The sequence below is a fragment of the Sphingomonas sp. GM_Shp_1 genome (assembly GCF_026540895.1).
Classification (GTDB): Bacteria; Pseudomonadota; Alphaproteobacteria; order Sphingomonadales; family Sphingomonadaceae; genus Sphingomonas.
In genome coordinates, this window is the sequence record NZ_JALNUR010000013.1 from 65,576 (window position 1) to 85,368 (window position 19,793).

The following is a 19,793-nucleotide window of genomic DNA, read 5'->3' on the forward strand; positions in this document are numbered from 1 at the left end:
GAATCGGTTCACCATGTTTCCTGCCATTGGCCTTGTCATCCTGCTCGGCATGGTCTTCGGCGGCTTCGCCATCACCGGCGGCGCGCTGGGGCCCGTGTTCGAGGCGATTCCCCATGAGATGCTCATCATCGGCGGTGCCGCCGTCGGCGCGCTCGTCATCGGCAATTCCGGCGCCGAGCTGAAGGCGCTGGGCGGCGCGATGGGCAAGATCTTCAAGGGGCCCAAATACAAGAAGCAGGACTATCTGGACGTCATCTTCCTCGTCTCGAAGCTGATGAAGATGCTGCGTACCGAAGGACCGATCGCGCTGGAGCCGCATGTCGAGGACCCCAAGTCCTCCTCGGTCTTCGCCGAATATCCCCGCCTCGTCGCCGACCATACGCTGGTCAATCTGATCGCCGACACGCTGCGCCTGGTCGTGGTGTCCAGCGGCACGCTCGACGTGCATGCGGTCGAGGAGGTGATGGACAACGCCATCAAGACCCACCATCACGAGGTGGAGGGGCCGCAGGGCACGCTTCAGAGCCTGGCCGACTCGCTGCCCGCGCTCGGCATCGTCGCGGCGGTGCTGGGCATCGTGAAGACCATGGGGTCGATCGACAAGCCGCCGAGCGTGCTGGGCGGGATGATCGGATCGGCGCTGGTCGGCACCTTCATGGGCGTGCTGCTCGCTTATGGCATCGTCAATCCGTTCGCGGGTCGCCTGAAGCAGGTGATCGACGCCGACGCCGCCATCTATCACGTGGTCAAGCAGATCATCATCGCCTCGCTCCACGGCCATCCGCAGCCTTTGGTGATCGAAGCGGCGCGTTCGGGCATCAAGCACAAGGATCAGCCCGGCTTCGCCGAGGTCTTCGACGGCTTGCGGGGCAAGTAAGCCATGGCGCGCGCACCGCATGGCAAGAACGAGCCGCCCAAGATCGTCATCGTCAAGAAGATCATCGTCGATGGTCATGGCGGACATCATGGCGGCGCGTGGAAGGTTGCCTATGCCGACTTTGTGACCGCGATGATGGCGTTTTTCCTGCTGCTCTGGCTGCTGGGTGCGACGACCGAGAAGCAGCGCAAGGGCATTGCCGATTATTTCGCGCCGACCCTGCTCGACACCCGGTCTCAGGGGATCGGCGGGGGCGTGCTGAACGGCGGGCCGGGTGCGGGCGAGAAGCAGAGCGGCAACAACGGCATCGTCCAGCTCATCGTCCCCAAGATCACCGGCGAGGGCGGCACGAGGGCCGGGACCGGCGACAAGGGTTCGCTGCGCAATCCCAACGCGCTGGCGCAGGATCGCAAGAGCTTCGCCGAACTGCAAAAGGCGGTTCAGCGGAAGATGGAAACGACGCCGGGCCTGAAGAAGCTGGCGCGGCAGGTCCGCTTCATCCCGACCCAGGACGGGCTGCGCATCGATCTGGTCGACAATGCCGATTATTCGATGTTCGCCAGCGGCACGACGCAGCTGGAGCCCGAGGCCTCGGCGCTGATCGGCACCATCGCGCGGTCGATCTCCGGCCTGCCCAACACGATCATGATCCGCGGGCACACCGATGCCGTGCCCTATGGCGATCCGCGCGCGATGAACAACTGGATGCTCTCCTCCAGCCGCGCCGAGACCACCCGCCGCCGTCTGGCCGCCGGGGGCATCCCCGAGTCGCGGTTCGAGCGGATCGAGGGCGTCGCCGATCGCGAGCCGATGATCGCGGACAACCCCGCCGACCCGCGCAATCGCCGCGTGGCGATCACCCTGCTCTATCGCAAGGGCAGTTTCGGGCAGTAAGAGCGTGGCACCGGCGGTCAGTAGGTCCAGTGGCCGACATAATCGCCGGTGACCGTCACGTTATCGACCACGCTGGTCGCCTGGAACACGAAGGCCGCCTCACGCCCTTCCGGTCCATAGAGCCGCCCGCGCATGCGGCCCTTGTAATCGGTCTGGTCGGTGACGTCGGCGGTGAAGATACCCGTCGTCCGGTCGAGCTTGCCGACCATCTTGAACGTGCGCGGGGTCGAGCCACCGCGAAAGCCGTTGAAGTTGACGGTCGCCTGCACCGTGTCATTGGCCTCGATCACCTGAAAGATCCCGAAATTGGATGTCTGGATGATCACGCTGCCCCCTTCCGGGGTAAAGCCGGGGTTGGGAGCGCTGGGATACCAGATGGTGCCGACCCCCTCATAGCTGGGGTTCAGGGCGAAGGTCGCCGCCCGCATCGCGCGCGCCTTGCGGTCGAGCAGATCCTCGCTGTTCGATGTCGCCCCGAAAAAGGCCGAGGAATATTGCATGACGCGCGCGGGCCTGCCGTCGACGCTGCTCTGGCCCACCATACGCTCCCAGGCGACCCGCGTGACATATTTCTGCTGCATCGACGGGGGCAGGCCGACCAGGATGCGGTCGGCGGTCGGATCGGACTTGCCGTAGACCCGGTATCCGTCGACATCCTTCCGGTCGGCGGCGGTGAAGAGGGGACTGCCGACCCGGCCATAGTCGAAGCGCACGGTGTCCGCATCGCCCGAATGATTCCAGGTCGCGCGCAGATCGGTCGGAAACAATTGGGCGTCGAGATAGAGGTTGGACACCACTATCGTTGCGGAGGGCTGGCCCGCCACGTCTTGGGTGATCAGGCCCCGGCGAACGTCGAACCCGACATCCGAGAAGGCGGTATAGCTGCGCGTCAGATCGTTATAGCTGGGATAATTCCAACTGGCCGAGGGGGCGGATGTCGGGGTGGGAGCCGGGAGCACGATCGGAGCGGAGCCACCGCCGCCGCCATCGCCGCAAGCCGCCAGAGCGGATGCCGCTGCCCATCCCAAAAATCGTTTCATGCCCGCTTGTCCCCCGTGTTCCCGAGCGGCCGGGACGATCGCAACACCGGGATCGACGGCCGTGGGAATGTCCCCGGTTAGGCAAGCGCGGGCCCGCACTCAACACCCTCAAATAAGGAGCGCTGTGCCACGCCTATCATGGTCTTGTAACGCAAAGAAAAAAAGGCCCCGCCGATCGTCGTCACCTTGGGAGAAGGGCGACGACTGTCGGCGGGGCCTTTTTGCGATCGGGTGATCGCCGCGCGCTTATTCGGCGTCGGCGGCGCCTTCGCCCTTGCGCGGCTTGCGCGCGGCACCGGCGGTGCGCGGACCCGGCTTGCGGCCCAGGCCGATCTTCTTGGCCATCGCGCGACGGCTTTCCGAATAGCTTTCGGCGACCATCGGATAATCCGGCTTCAGGCCATAGCGTTCGCGATATTCTTCCGGCGTCAGACCATGGGTCGCCAGATGACGGCGCAGGGTCTTGTAGGGCTTGCCGTCGATCATCGAGACGATGTGATCTTTCGAAGCCAGCGACTTGCGAACCGAAACCGCGGGAACATATTCCGTCGGGGCTTCGACATCGGTCGTCTGCGGCGTGCTGCCCAGAAGCGAAGACACGGTTTCGTGCATCTTGTTCAGGAACGCCGGAACCTCTTCGGAAGACGTTCGGGTGTTGGGATTACCCAACCATGCGATCGTCAACTCGGTCGCCAGTTCTACGGCATTCACATCGATAGGGTCGTCGGCCATGATACGCTCCTGTTATTTTCCGCTTGACCTAACCGTCAAATACGAGACGTCAACCGCCAGATTGGGCCGATCGTCCAAAAACTATCCAAAACGACAGTAAATTCTCTTTTTGAAACTCGTTTCATGAAGATTTTGGACAGTGGACAACTTGGAATAAAGCCAAATCGGTCAGAACGATACAGGCGGAACTATATGGTCGAACGCGACGAAAATCTTATCCATGTTAGTACTATATGAAAGTTAATTCATTTATGAGCATTTTGATGCCACGCACTGACGGCAAGGCCGCGATGCCGTGGTCCAGATGCAAAAAATGCAACAAAAATTGATGAGCTTGCATTTGTGTTAATCGTCGGCATCCGCCAAAGAGGACGGGCCTTTCAGGCATCCTCTCCTAAAAACTTTCACGGCTGGTCTTCGGACCAGCCTTTTTTTTGCTATGCATCCGGTGCGACTGGGCCTAGGCTGCCTCATCGCCGCGCTTCAATAAAAGATAAGCAGGAGTGGAAGCCGCCGGAAAGACCGGCATCGCGCGTCGGTGCCGGGGGTTGAGCGATCACTTCGCTCCCCCCGTTTACCGCCATGGCCGATCGGCCTGCGTTCGATCATCGGCAATAGTCAGTCGTGCGCGACCGCCCGCTTCTTCGTTATCGCCATTGGCATCGACCGATACGGCATCTGGGAAATATGATGTCCTGGCTCCAAGAGGAGTGTTTACGCCTTGTCCTCCGGGGTCTTGCGGCGGATGAACTGGTCGAGCGCGGACAAAGCGAGACCCGCGAACGCGCCGATATCCGGCGTGGATGGCGCGGGATCACGGGGAAGGCCGTCCTGCGGCTCGGGCCGTGGTGCTTCCTCCGGTGTCGAGCGTGTCGTCTCGCGTGCCAGCGCGGCGGCCGCGACCACCAGGCCGGAGGCGATCAACTGCCGCCCCATCGGACTGCGCGCCTGATCGAGCAGAAGCTGGCCCACACGGTGCAGGGACGATGTCGCCTGAGGGGCCGCCTGCTCTTCTTGCTTGGCCTTTTTCTGCTTTTTCTTCTGCTTCTTCTTGCCCATCGAACGGCACCTCCGAAAATGGTGTATTCTTAATATAATACACCTTGGCGGCGCGACAAGGGTGGGGCGTGGTCAACCGCTCAAGGCGCGGGCGCGGCGTCGCTGAACCGAACTGCCGATGCCCAGCGACTCGCGATATTTGGCGACCGTGCGCCTGGCGATGTCGAAGCCCTTGGCCTGGAGCAGTTCGACCAGCGTGTCGTCGGACAGGATCTTCGCGCCCTCTCCCGCGATCAGCGTCCGGATCGCGCTCTTCACTGCTTCCGCCGACACCGCATCGCCGCCGTCCGCCGCCGCGATGCCGCTGGTGAAGAAATATTTCAGCTCGTACAGCCCGCGCGCGCAGCTCAGATATTTGTTGCTGGTCACGCGGCTGACCGTGGATTCGTGCATCCCGATCGCCTCCGCCACACGGGCGAGGGTCAGGGGTTTGAGATGCGCGACGCCGTGGAGGAAGAACGCCTCCTGCTGCTTCACGATCTCGGTCGCGACGCGGATGATCGTCCGCTGCCTCTGGTCGAGCGCCTTCATCAGCCAGTTGGCGCTGGCCAGGCAATCGGCCAGCCACGCCTTCGACCCCTTGTCCTGCGGACCGTGGCGCAGTTCCTGATAATAGCGGCGGTTGACCAGCACGCGGGGCAGGGTGGCGGTGTTGAGCTCGATTCCCCAGCCGGACTTGATCCGCGTGACGAACAGGTCGGGCACCACCGCTTGGCTCGGTTCGCCGCCATAGCGACAGCCCGGCTTGGGGTCATAGCCGCGCAGCTCGCGGATCATGTCCGCCATGTCCTCGTCATCGACCCCGCAGATGCGCTTCAGCCGGATCAGGTCGCCCCGCGCCAGCAGGTCGAGATTGGCGATCAGCCGCGCCATGCAGGGATCGTAGCGATCGACCTCCCTGGCCTGAAGCGCCAGGCATTCGGCCAGATCACGCGCGCCGACCCCGGTGGGGTCCAGGCTCTGCACGACGGTCAGCACCGATTCGACGCGGGGCAGCGGTACGCCCAGCCGCTCGGCGATCTCGCTTAGCGGCACGGTCAGATAGCCCGCCTCGTCCAACTGGTCGATGATGTGCGCGGCGATGGTCAGTTCGACCCCGGACAGGATCAGCGCGACCTGTGCCTCCAGATGCTCGGCCAGGCTGGGCGCGTCGTCGGGCAGCGCGTCCCAGTCGGGTCCGTCCTCGCCGCCCAGCCCGGCGCCGCCCGATCCGCCGTTCAGCGACAGGCCGCCATCCGGGCCGGTGCCGCCATCGGCGATGCTGTCCTGCTGATGGCTTTCGGTCGCATAGTCGAGGTCCAGACCGCGATCCTCGGCGGGCGCGGTGCCGGTGACCAGTTCGTCGGCGCCTGCCGGAGCCTCACGTTCGGGACGCTCGGGGGTCGCCACCTCGCGGACGGCGGTCGCATCGAGCAGGGGGTTCTTTTCCACCTCCTCGGCGATGAACGCCTCGATCTCCAGATTGGACAGCGTCAGCAGCTTGATCGCCTGCTGCAACTGCGGCGTCATCACCAGCGACTGGGACTGGCGAATGTCGAGGCGCGGGGACAGGCTCATGCCGCCGCGCTCCGGTTCGCGCCGGGACCATCGAGAAAAATGGAGCGGCGGCGCGCGGTCATCGGATCAGAGCGAAAAGCCCTCGCCCAGATAAAGGCGACGGACATTGGCGTCGGCGACCAGCTCCTCGGGCGAGCCGCTGAACAGCACGCGACCGTCATAGATGATGTAGGCGCGGTCGACGATGTCCAGCGTCTCGCGGACATTATGGTCGGTGATCAGCACCCCGATGTCGCGCCGCTTCAGGTCCTTCACCAGGTCGCGGATATCGGCGATCGAGATGGGGTCGATCCCTGCGAACGGTTCGTCCAGCAGCATGATCGACGGATCGGCGGCCAGCGCGCGGGCGATCTCGGCCCGGCGACGCTCACCGCCCGACAGCGCCATGGCGGGCGCGGCGCGCAACCGGGTCAGGCCGAATTCCTCCAGCAGCTTGTCGAGCTTGCGCGCCTGCTCGGCGGGATCGGGCTCGGCCAGTTCCAGCACGGTCAGGATATTCTTCTCGATCGACAGTCCGCGAAAGATCGAGGTTTCCTGCGGCAGATAGCCCAGGCCCAATATCGCGCGGCGATACATGGGCAGCCCGGTGATATCCTCGCCGTCCAGCATGATGCGGCCCGAATCGGGCTTCACCAGACCCATGACCGAATAAAAGCAGGTCGTCTTGCCCGCGCCATTGGGGCCGAGCAGCCCGATCACCTCGCCGCGCCCGACCGAGACGGACACGTCGGTCAGGACGGTGCGCTTGTCATAGCTTTTGGCGATCGACACGACCTGAAGGCCATTGGCGACGGGGGGCTCCGACACGGGGGCAGTGCGATGGCCCGGGCGCTGATCTGCCTCGCGAATCGGGGTTTCCATGTCCATCGGCCTGTTTCTTTCCTTGCCTGGCGCAGTCACGTTAGCGCGGAGAGGCTCCGCGCGTCACGCCTCAGTTGCGATCGGGGACCGAGAAGGTGCCCGTGACCCGGCCCGACGGCGCGCGGGTGACCGTGCCGCCATTGCCCGAGGACGCGCCGCCCGCCACCGACGATCCGTCGATCACCGCGCGACCGGTGTCGAGGTTCAGCGTCAGCCGACCGCCGTTCACGGTGTTGCCGTCCTGGGTCAGCGTGACGTTGCCCAGCATGGTGATGACCCGGCGGTTGAGGTCGTAAATGCCGTAATTGGCCCGCGCGGTCTGGTTGGGCCGCTTGACGACGACATTGCCCGACGCCTCGAACCGCGACACCTGCGGCTTTCCGCCGATCACCTGCCCGGTATAGTGGATGACCATCCGCGCGGCGGTCAGCGTCATCTCCGCCTGGCGCAGCACGACATTGCCCGACAGGACGCCGCGATTCGCCTTGTCCTGCAACTCGATGACGTCCGCGCCGAAATCGACGGGGGCGCGGCTGTCATGCCGGGTCTGCGCCGCGGCGGAGGCTGCCAAAACAAGAAGGGCTGGAGCCGTCGCGGCGAAGAGCTTGTGCATGATCGGCTATTTCGTGCTTTACGGTACGATGCGCAAGCGCGCGTTGCCTTCCAGCCGGACGGTGCGATCCTCCAGGTTGGCGCGCAGCTTGTTGGCGCTGAACGTCCCCTGCGGCACGCGGCCCGTCACCGCGCCGCCCGATTCCAGCGTCCGCTGCTGAAGATCGATCGTCGCGTCATGCGTCTGGAGGTCGTATCCGCCCGCCGATTTGAAATCGAGCGGCCCGTCCAGCTTCACCTGTTCGGTCCGCATGTCGTAGCGGCCCGAATCGGCGCTGACCGTGGCGGGGCCGTCCGACAGGCGGATCGCGGCGGCCAGCTTGTTGAGCTGCACCACCGGTTCGGCCGAACTGCGCTGGATCGCCGAGCCCGCGTCGAGCGAGAAGGGCTGCCCCTTGTCGTCGACGCCGCGATATTGCGCGGCCTGGATCTTCAACCGCTCCTTGGCGACCTCGACCTTCTTCTTGTCGAGGACGAAGGACACCTCGCTCGACGAATAGACCGGCGCCATCACCAGAAAGGCGGTCAGCACGCCGATCGCGCTGGGCAGCATCCAGCGGGCGAGCGTCACGAACCGGTCGTGGCGGCTGCCCGGCGCGGCCCAGATCTGGCGCTGGGTGCGGACGCGATCGGCGATTTCGGACATGCTGGCGTCTTCCCTATGGGCGCGGATCAGGCGTGGGCGAAGATATCGACCTCGGGCCAGCCGGCGAGATCCAGCTCGGCGCGGGCGGGCAGGAAGTCGAAACAGGCCTGGGCCAGTTCCATCCGCCCCTCGCGGATGAGGCGCTTGTCCAGTTCCACCTTCATCCGGTGGAGATAGCGCACGTCGGAAGCGGCATATTCGCGCTGCGCGTCGGTCAGTTCGGGCGCGCCCCAGTCGGAGGATTGCTGCGCCTTGGACAGCTCGATGCCCAGCAGTTCGCGGACCAGTTCCTTCAGGCCATGGCGGTCGGTATAGGTGCGGATCAGGCGCGAGGCGATCTTGGTACAATAGACAGGCCCTGCGACCACGCCCAGATAATGGCGAATCGCCGCGATATCGAACCGCCCGAAATGATAGAGCTTCAGCCGCGCCGGATCGGCGAGCAGCGCGCGCAGATTGGGCGCGGCATAGTCGCTGTCGGGGCCGAAGCGGACGAGATGCTCGTCGGGGCCGCCATCCGATAGCTGAACGACGCACAGCCGGTCGCGCGGGGTGATCAGGCCCATCGTCTCGGTGTCGACGGCGATCGAGGCGCCGGGCGCGAACAGATCGGCGGGAATGTCTTCTTCGTGCAGATGAACGGTCATGCCCTCTGCCCTAGCGGGCCGAATCCAAAGCCTCAACCGCGATCACCGATATCCGGGTCGGTGACGCATCATGGTTTCACCGATGTTGTGGAGTTTCGGCCACAATTCCGACGCAATCTGCCTCGTTCGCGGCGAAGCGAGAGCCATTCGCACGATTTCGTTCGCGATGCGGCGGCTCTTGCGTTATGAATGGCAATTAGGCGCAAAAGGTTTGGCGCCGAAAGACCCGCGCTCTTCGTCCGGCGCACGGTTCTTGAGGATAGCATTTGCGGGCGAACCGGGAAGACGAACAGGGCTTATGGGTTTCGATAGAGGTAGCCGGGGCAATCGCGGCACGCGTGGTCGCGACAAGCGGGACAATTTCGGCGGCAGCGAAGATTTCGGTGGCGGCGGCTTCGGCGGCGGTGATCGCTTCGGTGGTGGCGGCTTCGGCGGCGGCGGCGGCTTCGGCGGCGACCGTGGTGGCTTCGGCGGTGGTGACCGCGGCGGCTTCGGTGGCGGCGGCGGCGGTTTCCGTGGCGGCGGTGGTGGCGGCTTCGGCGGCGGTCGTGGCGGCGGTGGCGGCATGCCCCCCCAGGTCGTTGGCGAAGGCACCGGTGTCGTCAAGTTCTTCAACGCGCAGAAGGGTTTCGGCTTCGTCGTGCGTGATGACGGCGGCGAAGACGTGTTCGTTCACATCTCGGCCGTCGAGCAGGCGGGCCTGACCGGTCTGGCCGAGGGTCAGCCGCTCGGCTTCACCCTGGTCGATCGCGGTGGCCGCATTTCGGCCACCGAGCTGAAGATCGAGGGCGAACCGCTCCCGGTCCAGGACCGCGCTCCCCGCGAACCGCGTGAAGGCGGCTTCGGCGGCGACCGTGACCGTGGTCCGCGCGGCGGTGCCGCTGGCGGCTTCGGCGGCGCTCCGCAGCGTCAGCTGACCGGTGAGAAGGCGACCGGCACGGTCAAGTTCTTCAACGCGATGAAGGGCTTCGGCTTCATTCAGCGCGACGATGGCCAGCCCGACGCGTTCGTGCACATCTCGGCCGTCGAGCGCGCCGGCATGGGCTCGCTGAACGAAGGCGACCGCCTGCAGTTCGAGATCGAGGTCGATCGTCGCGGCAAGTACGCGGCCGTCAACCTGCAGAACGAAGGCTGATCCCTTCGTCTGATTAAGCCATCCCTTTTCGGGCGACAGGGCCCGGCGTTGCAGCGATGCGACGCCGGGCCTTTTCGTATGTGAGGGTGTTGGGGCCATCTATTCGACGCCGCGTGGGGCCGTCATTCCGCCGCCGCGTCGAGAGCCTTTCCGTCGGGGTAGGATGATTGGCGGGAGGATTTCGACTCGGGACGAGCTACGCGCTGCGCCATGACGGTGATGCGACCGCACCCAGACATGATCCGGTGCCAATCGGCACTGTGGCTCTTCCCTCCGCAAGGGGAAAAGGGCGGCGATTCCAGGTGAATGTCGGTCCGGCTTAGAGCGAGACCGTATTGTCGGCCGTCTCGGCCGAACGCGGATCGCGTGCGGGGTCATCCCGGCTCAATCGGGCCAGCTGTCGCGCCAGCACTTTCACCGCCACGGCATGCGCGCCCACCCGGCCGATCGCCGAGGCCGCGTGATCCGTCGCGACGGCGGCTTCCGCCGTGATCGCCGCAAGTTGGCGGGCGGTGCTTCGCTGACCGGACGCATGATCCAGCGATCGGGCGAGCAGTTCGTCCTGCTCGCTCACCAGCATTTCATAGGCGGCGACGACCTCTCCGGCGGCACCGATATCATCGGCGATGGCCAGCGCGGTTGCGCCGATATCGTCGGTGGCGGCCTTCGTTCGGGTCGCGAGAACCGACATTTCGGCGGCGACGACGGCATAGGCACTGCCGCCGGATTCGGCACGGGCGGCTTCGATCCGGGCGTTCAGGCTCAGAATGCGGCTTTCCTGCGCGATCGTGGCGATGGCGGCGCTGATCGAGGCGACGCGGCCCACCGACTGTTCCAGCGCATCGACGATCGGCTTGTTGGCGATCAACGCCTTGCCGGCCATGGCCAGCGCCTCGGCCTGTTGGCCGACCGCCTCCGCTATCACGGTCGCCGCCGAATCGAGATCGGCCGCCAGCGACGCCACACGCGCGGCCTGGCTGCTCATGCCCCGGACGTTGGCCGTGGCGGCTTCCGCTTCCGACGCCACGCAGCCCGCAATATCGATCAATCGGCCCGCAATGCTGCTCAGATGCGCATCCAGGCTCGGCGCCCCCACGAGGGATGATGAGGCCGTCATCAGTGCTGGGTCGAGCGCGTCGCCGCCAGCATGGTTTCGGCCAATATGCGATAGGCCATGGTCCAGGCGGCTTCGGTATCCTGATCGAAGGCGGGGCCGAGACCGACCCGCAACGTCTCGATCAAAGCCGATCCCACCGCCTGATAATGCTGCGGCTTCGCGCCATAGCCGACATGCCGCAACGCGAGTTCGTGCGCCACGGGTATGATGCTATCCAGCCGGTCCAACGCGTCCACCACCGTGGCGAGGGTCAGGAAAAGCTTCCGCCCCTGCTCGGCCATGTCGTTGCGGAACAGGGGCCGGGTGTCCGGTGCCAGCTCGAAAAGGCGCCGGTAGAATTCGGCGGCCGCGGCGTCGGTGAGGGGGAGGACCGAGGCGAAGCTGTCCTGAATCAGGTCGATCTGATGAGCCGTGAGCATGGCGATCGATTAGGCGGACGGGTGAGAACGAAATGTTAATGACGTTATGTATCACCGGCGGTGACAGTAATGCGCGCGGCCCGGGTTATTCTTTCTAACTCAATGCCATGAGCTTCCCCGGGGCGCAGAGATCGACAGGGGGCATAGCGGTAAAAATTTTACCGGCATCGGCTGAAAACGGCGATTGTCCCCGCTCCCTTCTCATTGTACCAATCGATACAGAGTTGTCGATTTTGTCAGAAGGGGTTGGGATATGCGTCCCCCGCTACCACCGTTCACGCCCGATACCGCCGTGCAAAAGGTCCGTGCGGCGGAGGATGCCTGGAACAGCCGCGATCCCGAGCGCGTGGTGCAGGCTTATACGCCCGATTGCCGATGGCGGAACCGGGCCGAATTCGTCACCGGTCATGAGGAGATCGTCCAGTTCCTCCGCCGCAAATGGGCGCGGGAGCAGGATTATCGGCTGATCAAGGAGCTATGGGCGCAGGAGGGCGCGCGGATCGCGGTTCGCTTCGCCTATGAATGGCATGACGATGCCGGACGATGGTTCCGATCCTATGGCAATGAGAATTGGGATTTCGCCGAGGACGGCCGGATGCGGCGGCGGATCGCGTCGATCAACGACCTGCCGATCGCGCAGGATGAGCGGCTGTTCCATTGGCCGCTGGGGTTACGGCCCGCCGATCATCCCTCGCTGAGCGATCTGGGGCTTTAGCGGTGGCGCGGTTGATCGCCGAGCGCGCCGATGCGCTGCCGGGGCTGGCCGAAGCGTTTCGCGAACATGGCTATGCCGGGGCCAGCCTCTCGCTGATCGGGACCGCGACCGGACTGGGGCGGGGGAGCCTCTACCACTTCTTCCCCGGCGGAAAGCAGGAGATGGCCGCCGCCGTGCTCGACGATGTCGCGCGGTGGTTCGAGGGCGCGGTCTTCGCGCCTCTGGACGCGGCGGACGATCCGCGCGCCGGGATCGATGCGATGATGGTCGCGGTGGATCGCTATTTCGAATCGGGGCGGCGCGCCTGCCTGATCGGGTCCTGGGGCCTTGGGGCGACGCGCGATCCCTTTGCCGCGCCGATCGCGGACTATTTCCGGCGCTGGATCGGTGCGCTCCAGACGCTGCTGATACGCGGCGGCGTGGCGGAGGGCCATGCGACGGTGCTGGCGCAGGACGTGGTCAGCGGGATCCAGGGCGCGGTCGTGCTGGCGCGGGGCCTGGACGATCCGGGACTGTTCCGCGCCACGCTCGGGCGGCTGACCGCGCGGCTCTATACCGCGCTCGCCGCCGCCGACATTCAATAGTTCCATTGTTTCCCTCTCCCCTATCGAGGGGAGAGGGACAAAGAGCCGAAATGAATGTCGATCCGACCTAGATCGCCGCCAGCGCCTGTTCGCAATCGGCGATCAGGTCGTCGGCGTCCTCGACCCCGATCGAGATGCGGACCAGATTGTCGGTGATGCCCAGCGCCGCCTTGCGCTCGTCGGGGACCGACAGATGCGTCATCGCCGCCGGATGGCTGGCGAGCGTCTCGGTCCCGCCCAGGCTGACCGCCAGCTTGGCGATGCGCAAGCTGTCGAGGAAGCGGAAGGATTCCGCCTCGCCGCCCTTGAGATAGAGCGAGAAGGTCGACCCGCCGCCGGTGCAGTGGCGGCGATAGATATCCGCCTGCCGCTCCATCCCCGGCGTGTCCGCGAGGAAGCCGAGATAGCCGACCCGCTCGACCTTGGGGTGATCGCGCAGAAAGGCGCAGACCTTGGCGGCATTCTCCCCTGCGCGGCTCATCCGCAGTTCCAGCGTCTCCAGCGAACGCAGCAGCATCCAGGAGGTATTGGGGTCGCAGATGGTGCCGATCGTGTTGCGCATCGACCGGATGGTGGCGATATGCGCCTTCGACCCCAGCACGCCGCCCGCGACCAGATCGGAATGGCCGCCCGCATATTTGGTCAGCGAATAGACGACCAGATCGGCGCCGTGCTTGAGCGGACGCTGCCACAGCGGCCCGAGGAAGGTGTTGTCGATGGCGATGGGCGGCTTTTCCGCGGCATCGGCAAAGGCCGCGTCGCGCGCCGCCGCCACCGCCTCGATATCGACCAGTGCGTTGGTCGGATTGGCCGGGCTTTCCAGATAGATCAGCGGCACCCGGCCCATGGCGGCGGCCTTTTGCAGCACCGCGTCGATCTCCTCGCGCGTGGCACCTGCGGGGAAGTCGAGCCACTTCACCCCAAATCGGCCCAGGATGCGTCCGATCAGCGTCTCGGTCGCGGCATAGAGCGGGCCCGAATGGACGATCACGTCACCCGGCTGCACCATCGACAGGAACAGGGTGGCGATCGCCGCCATGCCGCTGGAGAAGGTCAGCGCATCCTCCGCCTCGTCCCAGATGGCCAGGCGGTCCTCCAGAATTTCCTGGTTGGGGCCGTTGAAGCGCGAATAGACCAGCCCGTCGGCGCCGCCGAGGCGCTTGCCGGTCACCCCCTCGAAATGGCGCTTCCCCGCCGCCGCATTGGGGAAGACGAAGGTTGAAGTCAGGAAGATCGGCGGCTTGAGCGAACCCTCCGACAGGACGGGGTCGAAGCCATGCCCCATCATCAGGGTGGAGGGCTTCAGCTTGCGGTCGCCGATGCTCGTCGTGTCGCTGCTGCGATCGGTCGGGGTCGGATTCCGGGGCGGAACGCCGGTCAGATTGGATTCGGTCGGCATTGCGGTCTCCTTGGGACATGGTGCCGCTCGGTCGGCGGCTATGCCCCAAGGATAGCGCGGTGAACGACTTTGGCGAGGCTCAGCCGAGCCCGATCAGCGAAATCTGGCGGCCATAAGAGGGTTCGCCGCGATGGGTGGCGCGGCGGAAGCTGAAGAAGCGGTCCTCCTGCGCATAGGTGTCCTCGCCCAGCGCGGCGACGCGACCGACCCCGGCCTCGGCCAGGCGGTGGGCGACATAGGCCTCCAGATCGAACTGGTAATGATCGGCGCGTCGGCCATCGGCAAAGAAGCGCTCATTCTCGGGCGACGCCTCGACGAAGCGGCGGAGAAAGGCGGCATCCACCTCATAGCTGGCGCGCGCGATGCACGGGCCGATCGTGGCGACGATGCGGTCGCGCTGCGCCCCCAGCGCCTCCATCGCGGCGAGCGTCGCGTCGGTGATCCCGCCGAACGCGCCCTTCCACCCGGCATGGGCGGCCCCGACCACCCCGGCCTGCGCATCGGCGAACAGCACCGGCGCGCAATCGGCGGTCAATATACCCAGCAACAGCCCCGGACGGTCGGTCACCAGCGCATCGCCATGCGGGCGGCTATCGTCCTGGGGCGCGGTCAGCACCGTCACCGCCTCCGCCGAATGGATCTGGTAGCAGGTGACGAGGCGTGCACCGGGCAGCACGGCGTCGCGCGCAAGGCGGCGGTTCTCGGCCACGGCATCGGCATCGTCCTCCGACCCCAGCCCGACATTCAGCCCGCCATGAATCCCCACCGAGACGCCGCCGCGCCGCCCGAGAAAGCCATGCGGCACCGACGCCAGCAACGGCGTCCGAATCGCCTCGACGCTCATAGCGACAGCCTCATGATCCGATCCTCGTCGATCGTGTCGCCGACCGGGAAGTCGTATCGGCCGATATCGACGAAACCATAGCGGGCATAGAAGGCCTTGGCCCGGTGATTGTCGACATAGACCGACAGGATGAGCGCGCTGGCCCCCTGCGACCTGGCCGATGCGATCGCCCAGTCCATCAAGGCGGGGCCAACGCCCGCGCCCAGATGGCTGGCCTTCACGTAAAGCTGATAGAGTTCGATCGCATCCTCGGGCCATTCGCCGGGGAAGCCCACGGGACCGAGCTTGGCGAAACCGATGATCGCGCCCTCCTCGGTCGCGAGGCGGATGGTGAAATCGGGATGGCCGATCTGGCGGGGAAGGCCTTGCGGACCGAAGGCTTCGTCCAGAAAGGCGGCAAGATCGGCGGGCGGATAGAGATGGCCGAAGGTTTCGGTAAACGCCGCCGCCGCCATCGCGGCCAGGGCTTCGCCATCGCCCGGCCGGGCATCGCGATAGTCGATCATTCGCCATACCCCGCCGGTACGGGCCAGTCGGGCCGGGTGACCGCCAGCGCACGGAACAGCGTGCCCATCTCCTGCATCAACCGGTTGCGATCGGCGAGCAGCGAGTCGGCGCGATTCGGATGCGCGCGGGCGAGGGCGGCGGTCCGCTGGTCGATCCCCAGCGCGCCGAGCAGGTCGCGCTGCGTGACGGGACCGAAGGCGGCGAGCCCGGCCCCTTGCGCGGCGGCGGCCAGCGTCGTGAAATCGACATGCGCGCTCAAATCCTGTTCCCCCGGCCGGTCGAAGGGATTGGCATAGGCATGGCCGCGCACCGCCTGCAACGTGTCCGCGATGGCGGGGCCTTCATAGCCATAGTCGACGATCAGCGCGGCGCCCCCTTGTGCGGCGATCCGGGCGGACAGCGTGCGCATCACCGCGACGCTGGCGGGGGACACCTCGATCACCAATCCGGCCTCCGCCTCGCGGAGCGGTTCGGGGATGATCTCGGGCGGGACGGGCGGCCCCGCGATCGGCAGGAAGAGCAGATCCTGCGCGGCGACCAGCCGCTCATGCCAGCCGTCCCCGCGCCGGACCAGTTGGCGGATGGGCAATGCGTCGAAGAATTCATTGGCGACGACGATCAGCGGGCGGTCGGTGGGCAGCGTCTCGACCGAATCGTGCCACGTCGCCTCGGCCACGCGCTGGCTTTGGGCGGTGCGGAGCGTCGCGCTGGTCTCGACGAAATGAATCGACGGCGAGAACCCCGCCTTGGCCATGGCCCGCCCGGCATCGGCGGCCAGCGTGCCGCGCCCCGGCCCGAGTTCGATCCAGTGCATCTCGGGCCGTCCCGCACGGTCCCACAGGTCGGCGCACCACAGGCCGACCAGCTCGCCGAACATCTGGCTGATCTCGGGACTGGTCGTGAAGTCGCCGCCCGCGCCCAGCGGATCGCGGGTGCCGTAATAATGCGCATTGGCGGCGGCCATGAACTGCGCCACCGGGATCGGCCCGGCCAGCGCAATCGCGCGGGCGAGCCGTTCGGGCAGCGCGTCCTCCGGCTCGGGCTTGTGATCGGCGGGGGGGATCAACGGGTTGGTCATGCCCTCCGCTCTGCCGTCACCGACCCGCCGCCGCAAGGGTATCAGGCGACGCTGTCGGCCCCCGCGATCGGCTCCACCCGCACGCGCCGCGCCTTGGCCGAGTTCATCAGGTACAGGCCGCCCAGGATCATCGGCACGCACAGCCACTGGCCCATGTGCAGCCCGGTCATTTGCGCGAAGGCGCGCAATTGCTGATCGGGTTCGCGGAAGAACTCGACGATGAAGCGCGCGGTGCCATAGCCGAGCAGGAACAGCCCCGACAGCTTGCCCGGATCGTAGCGCGCCTTGGTCCGCCAGAAGGCGAAGCTCATCACCGCGAACAGGACAAGGCCCTCCAGCCCCGCCTCGTAGAGCTGGCTGGGATGGCGCGCCGGATCTGGCAGGCCGAAGGGCACGGTGCGCGGGAAGATGATCGCCCAGGGCACGTCCGACGGCTTGCCCCACAGTTCGCCGTTCACGAAATTGGCCAGGCGGCCCAGCAACAGCCCGACCGGCGCGGTACAGACCAGATAGTCCAGGATACGCAGCCAGTTGAGCTTGTGCTTGCGCGCGAACAGGATGACGCCGATCCCGGTACCGATCGCGCCGCCGTGAAAGCTCATCCCGCCATCCCACAGACGGACGATATGCAGCGGGTGCAGGAACATCTCGGGCGCGTAGAAGATCACATAGCCGATCCGCCCGCCCAGGATGATGCCCAGCGTGGCATAGAAGACGAGGTCGTCGGCATGCGCCCGCGACATCGGCGCGCCGGGCCGGTCGAGCATCTTGCCCAGATACCACCAGCCGAACAGGATGCCGGTGATATAGGCCAGGCTGTACCAGCGCAGCGTGAAGAAGCCGATCGAGAAGACATCCGGGTGCAACCCCAGATCCTCGAACCGGATATGGCCGGTGGCGGCCGCGAGCATGGGCAGGATCAAGCGCGTTTCCCTTATCTCTGACCGGCTTCCATAGAGTGGTCGCGCGTCAACACCAAGACCGTGGGTTCGGGGGTGGAACGTGCGCTTCGACTTCGCTCAGCGCGAACGGAGGTAGGGTGCATCCCAACCTCCGTTCAGCCTGAGCGAAGTCGAAGGCCACGCCATGACGGGATTCACGCGAAGCCGCGAGGCCGCGAAGAATTTGGGTTCGCGCGGAGGCGCGGAGGGCGCGGAGGGGTCCGGTCCGGCCGCAAGGCCGGTCTGCTTGTCTTGAGCGAAGAAGTCTGTCGATCGAGAGGGCGGGATGGCGGTGCGGCCGATCCCTCTCTGCGTCCTCTGCGCCTCTGCGCGCAAAAAGTTTCGAACGATCAACCCACTCGCTTTCACACAGCGAAACCCCCGGCTTGCCTGCCCGGCCTTCGACGTTAAGGCTCGCCCGTGATGGAGTTCAGCAGGCGCAACATACTCATCGGCGGGGGTGCCGGGGCCGGGTTGCTGGTCGCCTGGAGCCTGTGGCCGCGTGCTTATGGACCCAATCTGACCGTCAATCCGGGCGAGCAGGCGTTCGGTGCATGGCTGAAGATCGGGCGCGACGGGATCGTCACCGTCGCGGTGCCGCAGGCCGAGCATGGCCAGGGCGTCGTCACCGCGCTGGCGCAGGTCGTTGCCGACGAATTGGGTGCGGACTGGCGGACGGTGGCGGTGGAGCCCGCCCCGATCAACCCGCTCTACGCCAATCCGGTCGGCGTCGATTCGCTGTTCGAGGGCGCCTTCGACCGGGTGCCCGAGGCTTTGCGCACCGAATGGCTGCGGCGCGACACGGTGATGCTGACCGGCGGCTCCAGCACCATCCGCATGTTCGAGGGGCCCGCCCGCGCCGCCGCCGCGACCGCCCGCGCGCTGATGGCGCAGGCCGCCGCGCGCCGATGGGGCGTGGACTGGACCGAGTGCGAGGCGAAGGACGGCTTCGTCACGCATGGACGACAGCGTTTGCGCTTCGCCGAACTGGCCGAAGCGGCGGTGAGCGAGACGGTGCCCGAACCCCTGCCGCTGGGCAGTGGCGGCGCGGGGCGGCTGGCGGGGGTGGACCTGCCGCGGCTCGACTCGCCCGCCAAGATCGACGGCTCGGCCAATTTCACCGCCGATATCCGCCTGCCCGAAATGGTGCATGTCGCGATCCGCCACGCGCCGCTGGGCGAGGTACGCGCGATCCGGCTGAACCGCGATGCCGCGATGAAGGTCACCGGCGTCGTCGATGTCATCGAGGGTGGCGACTGGGTCGCGGTCGCCGCCGCGAGCTGGTGGATCGCGCAGAAGGGGCTGGACGCGGCGGCACCGCAGGCCGTGAGCCGGGGGCCGGGCTTCGACAGCGCCGCGATCGCGCAGGGCCTCGACCATGCGCTGGGCGAGGAGGGGCGGCTGGCCTTTGCGCGCGGGGACGTGGCCGAGGCGCTGGAGGGTGGCGGGCTGGTCGAGGCGTGGTATCGCATCGGCGTCGGGGTCCATGCCGCGATCGAGCCGCGCGCGGCGGTGGCGGCGTGGCGTGACGGCGGGCTGGAACTCTGGGTGCCGACCCAGGTCCCCGCACAGGTCCGCGCGGTGGCGGCGGAGGCGGTCGGGATCGCGCCGGACCGGGTGATCGTCCACCCCATGCCGATCGGCGGTTCGTTCGGCGTCGCGCTGGAATCCGACGCGGCGGTGCAGGCGGCGACGATCGCCGCGAAGCTGAAGCGCCCGGTCAATCTGCAATGGTCGCGGGCCGACGATCTGCGCCGCGACGCCTTTCGCGCACCCGCTCTCGCCCGACTGACCGCGCGGGTGGACCAGGGGCGTATCACCGGTTGGCGCAGCCGGATCGCGACCCCCGCGACCGGCCCCGACCTCGCCCGGCGGGTGATGCCGGGCGGACCGGCGCGCTGGGGAATGCGGGGAGCGGGACGGGGCGACGCCTATGCCATGGGCGGCGCGGTGCCGCCCTATGCGATCCCCGCGCTGGCGGTGCAGCATCATGTCGCCGACCTGCTTATCCCGACCGGGCATGTCCGGGGCGGCGCGCATGTCGCCAATGTCTTTGCCCGCGAATCCTTCATCGACGAACTCGCCGTACGGGCGGGAGCCGATCCGCTGGCGTGGCGGATTGCGATGCT

General features: G+C 66.5%; 21 protein-coding genes. 6 read left to right on the forward strand and 15 right to left on the reverse strand.

The window, feature by feature from the left end:
- Window positions 1-13: 13 nt before the first annotated feature.
- Both motA and OXQ33_RS08835 read left to right on the forward strand, forming a co-directional pair.
- Complete coding sequence (gene motA / locus OXQ33_RS08830; protein WP_267434313.1) at window positions 14-877, forward strand: flagellar motor stator protein MotA; 864 nt, start codon at window positions 14-16, stop codon at window positions 875-877.
- A 3-nt stretch (window positions 878-880) separates the two neighbouring features.
- Window positions 881-1,771 (forward strand): flagellar motor protein MotB, encoded by an 891-nt coding sequence (locus tag OXQ33_RS08835; protein WP_267434314.1) that lies wholly within the window; start codon window positions 881-883, stop codon window positions 1,769-1,771.
- 17 nt (window positions 1,772-1,788) lie between these two features.
- Here OXQ33_RS08835 and OXQ33_RS08840 read toward each other — a convergent pair whose 3' ends face one another.
- From OXQ33_RS08840 to OXQ33_RS08875, 8 genes are all read right to left on the reverse strand, one after another.
- Entirely contained in the window at window positions 1,789-2,811 is a 1,023-nt protein-coding gene (locus tag OXQ33_RS08840) for a hypothetical protein (protein WP_267434315.1), read from the reverse strand.
- A gap of 246 nt (window positions 2,812-3,057) precedes the next feature.
- The gene (locus OXQ33_RS08845; RefSeq protein WP_267434316.1) at window positions 3,058-3,543 is read right to left on the reverse strand and encodes a MucR family transcriptional regulator; all 486 of its coding nucleotides are present in this window, start codon (window positions 3,541-3,543) and stop codon (window positions 3,058-3,060) included.
- 714 nt (window positions 3,544-4,257) lie between these two features.
- Window positions 4,258-4,602: a hypothetical protein gene (locus OXQ33_RS08850; RefSeq protein ID WP_267434317.1), complete on the reverse strand. Its 345-nt coding sequence runs from the start codon at window positions 4,600-4,602 to the stop codon at window positions 4,258-4,260.
- Between the two features lie 72 nt (window positions 4,603-4,674).
- Entirely contained in the window at window positions 4,675-6,159 is a 1,485-nt protein-coding gene (gene rpoN / locus OXQ33_RS08855; RefSeq protein WP_267434318.1) for an RNA polymerase factor sigma-54, read from the reverse strand.
- A gap of 66 nt (window positions 6,160-6,225) precedes the next feature.
- On the reverse strand, window positions 6,226-7,026 hold the full coding sequence (gene lptB / locus OXQ33_RS08860; protein WP_267434319.1) for an LPS export ABC transporter ATP-binding protein: 801 nt from the start codon (window positions 7,024-7,026) through the stop codon (window positions 6,226-6,228).
- A gap of 64 nt (window positions 7,027-7,090) precedes the next feature.
- Window positions 7,091-7,633 (reverse strand): LptA/OstA family protein, encoded by a 543-nt coding sequence (locus tag OXQ33_RS08865; protein WP_267434320.1) that lies wholly within the window; start codon window positions 7,631-7,633, stop codon window positions 7,091-7,093.
- 18 nt (window positions 7,634-7,651) lie between these two features.
- Window positions 7,652-8,278: an LPS export ABC transporter periplasmic protein LptC gene (lptC, locus tag OXQ33_RS08870; protein WP_267434321.1), complete on the reverse strand. Its 627-nt coding sequence runs from the start codon at window positions 8,276-8,278 to the stop codon at window positions 7,652-7,654.
- Window positions 8,279-8,304: 26 nt separating this feature from the next.
- Entirely contained in the window at window positions 8,305-8,925 is a 621-nt protein-coding gene (locus OXQ33_RS08875; RefSeq protein WP_267434322.1) for a ribonuclease D, read from the reverse strand.
- A gap of 298 nt (window positions 8,926-9,223) precedes the next feature.
- Between OXQ33_RS08875 and OXQ33_RS17450 the strand changes: the two genes are divergently transcribed.
- Window positions 9,224-10,060, forward strand: a complete 837-nt coding sequence (locus OXQ33_RS17450; RefSeq protein ID WP_276039983.1) for a cold-shock protein — start codon at window positions 9,224-9,226, stop codon at window positions 10,058-10,060.
- 319 nt (window positions 10,061-10,379) lie between these two features.
- Here the strand turns inward: OXQ33_RS17450 and OXQ33_RS08890 are convergent, their stop codons facing one another.
- On the reverse strand, window positions 10,380-11,156 hold the full coding sequence (locus OXQ33_RS08890; RefSeq protein WP_267434323.1) for a methyl-accepting chemotaxis protein: 777 nt from the start codon (window positions 11,154-11,156) through the stop codon (window positions 10,380-10,382).
- A gap of 20 nt (window positions 11,157-11,176) precedes the next feature.
- Window positions 11,177-11,596 (reverse strand): globin family protein, encoded by a 420-nt coding sequence (locus tag OXQ33_RS08895; RefSeq protein ID WP_267434324.1) that lies wholly within the window; start codon window positions 11,594-11,596, stop codon window positions 11,177-11,179.
- Between the two features lie 253 nt (window positions 11,597-11,849).
- On the opposite strand from OXQ33_RS08895, the gene OXQ33_RS08900 reads away from it, so the two are divergent.
- Both OXQ33_RS08900 and OXQ33_RS08905 read left to right on the forward strand, forming a co-directional pair.
- Window positions 11,850-12,311 (forward strand): nuclear transport factor 2 family protein, encoded by a 462-nt coding sequence (locus OXQ33_RS08900; RefSeq protein WP_267434325.1) that lies wholly within the window; start codon window positions 11,850-11,852, stop codon window positions 12,309-12,311.
- Window positions 12,312-12,313: 2 nt separating this feature from the next.
- Window positions 12,314-12,895 (forward strand): TetR/AcrR family transcriptional regulator, encoded by a 582-nt coding sequence (locus OXQ33_RS08905; RefSeq protein ID WP_267434326.1) that lies wholly within the window; start codon window positions 12,314-12,316, stop codon window positions 12,893-12,895.
- Between the two features lie 67 nt (window positions 12,896-12,962).
- On the opposite strand, the gene OXQ33_RS08910 is transcribed toward OXQ33_RS08905, so the two are convergent.
- From OXQ33_RS08910 to lgt, 5 genes are all read right to left on the reverse strand, one after another.
- Window positions 12,963-14,294, reverse strand: a complete 1,332-nt coding sequence (locus OXQ33_RS08910; RefSeq protein ID WP_267434327.1) for a cystathionine gamma-synthase family protein — start codon at window positions 14,292-14,294, stop codon at window positions 12,963-12,965.
- A 79-nt stretch (window positions 14,295-14,373) separates the two neighbouring features.
- On the reverse strand, window positions 14,374-15,138 hold the full coding sequence (gene pgeF, locus OXQ33_RS08915) for a peptidoglycan editing factor PgeF (protein ID WP_267434328.1): 765 nt from the start codon (window positions 15,136-15,138) through the stop codon (window positions 14,374-14,376).
- Window positions 15,135-15,644 carry a GNAT family N-acetyltransferase gene (locus OXQ33_RS08920; protein ID WP_267434329.1) on the reverse strand — a complete coding sequence of 170 codons (510 nt, stop codon included), beginning with the start codon at window positions 15,642-15,644 and terminating at the stop codon, window positions 15,135-15,137. The genes pgeF and OXQ33_RS08920 overlap by 4 nt, the downstream gene beginning before the upstream one ends.
- Window positions 15,641-16,723, reverse strand: coding sequence for an SAM-dependent methyltransferase (locus tag OXQ33_RS08925; protein WP_267434330.1), 1,083 nt, complete (start codon window positions 16,721-16,723; stop codon window positions 15,641-15,643). Before OXQ33_RS08925 ends, OXQ33_RS08920 begins: the two co-directional genes overlap by 4 nt.
- Window positions 16,724-16,764: 41 nt before the next feature.
- Window positions 16,765-17,634: a prolipoprotein diacylglyceryl transferase gene (gene lgt / locus OXQ33_RS08930; RefSeq protein ID WP_346015349.1), complete on the reverse strand. Its 870-nt coding sequence runs from the start codon at window positions 17,632-17,634 to the stop codon at window positions 16,765-16,767.
- A 453-nt stretch (window positions 17,635-18,087) separates the two neighbouring features.
- On the opposite strand from lgt, the gene OXQ33_RS08935 reads away from it, so the two are divergent.
- Window positions 18,088-19,793: molybdopterin cofactor-binding domain-containing protein (locus OXQ33_RS08935; RefSeq protein WP_267434332.1), on the forward strand; the 1,706-nt coding region annotated here is incomplete at its 3' end.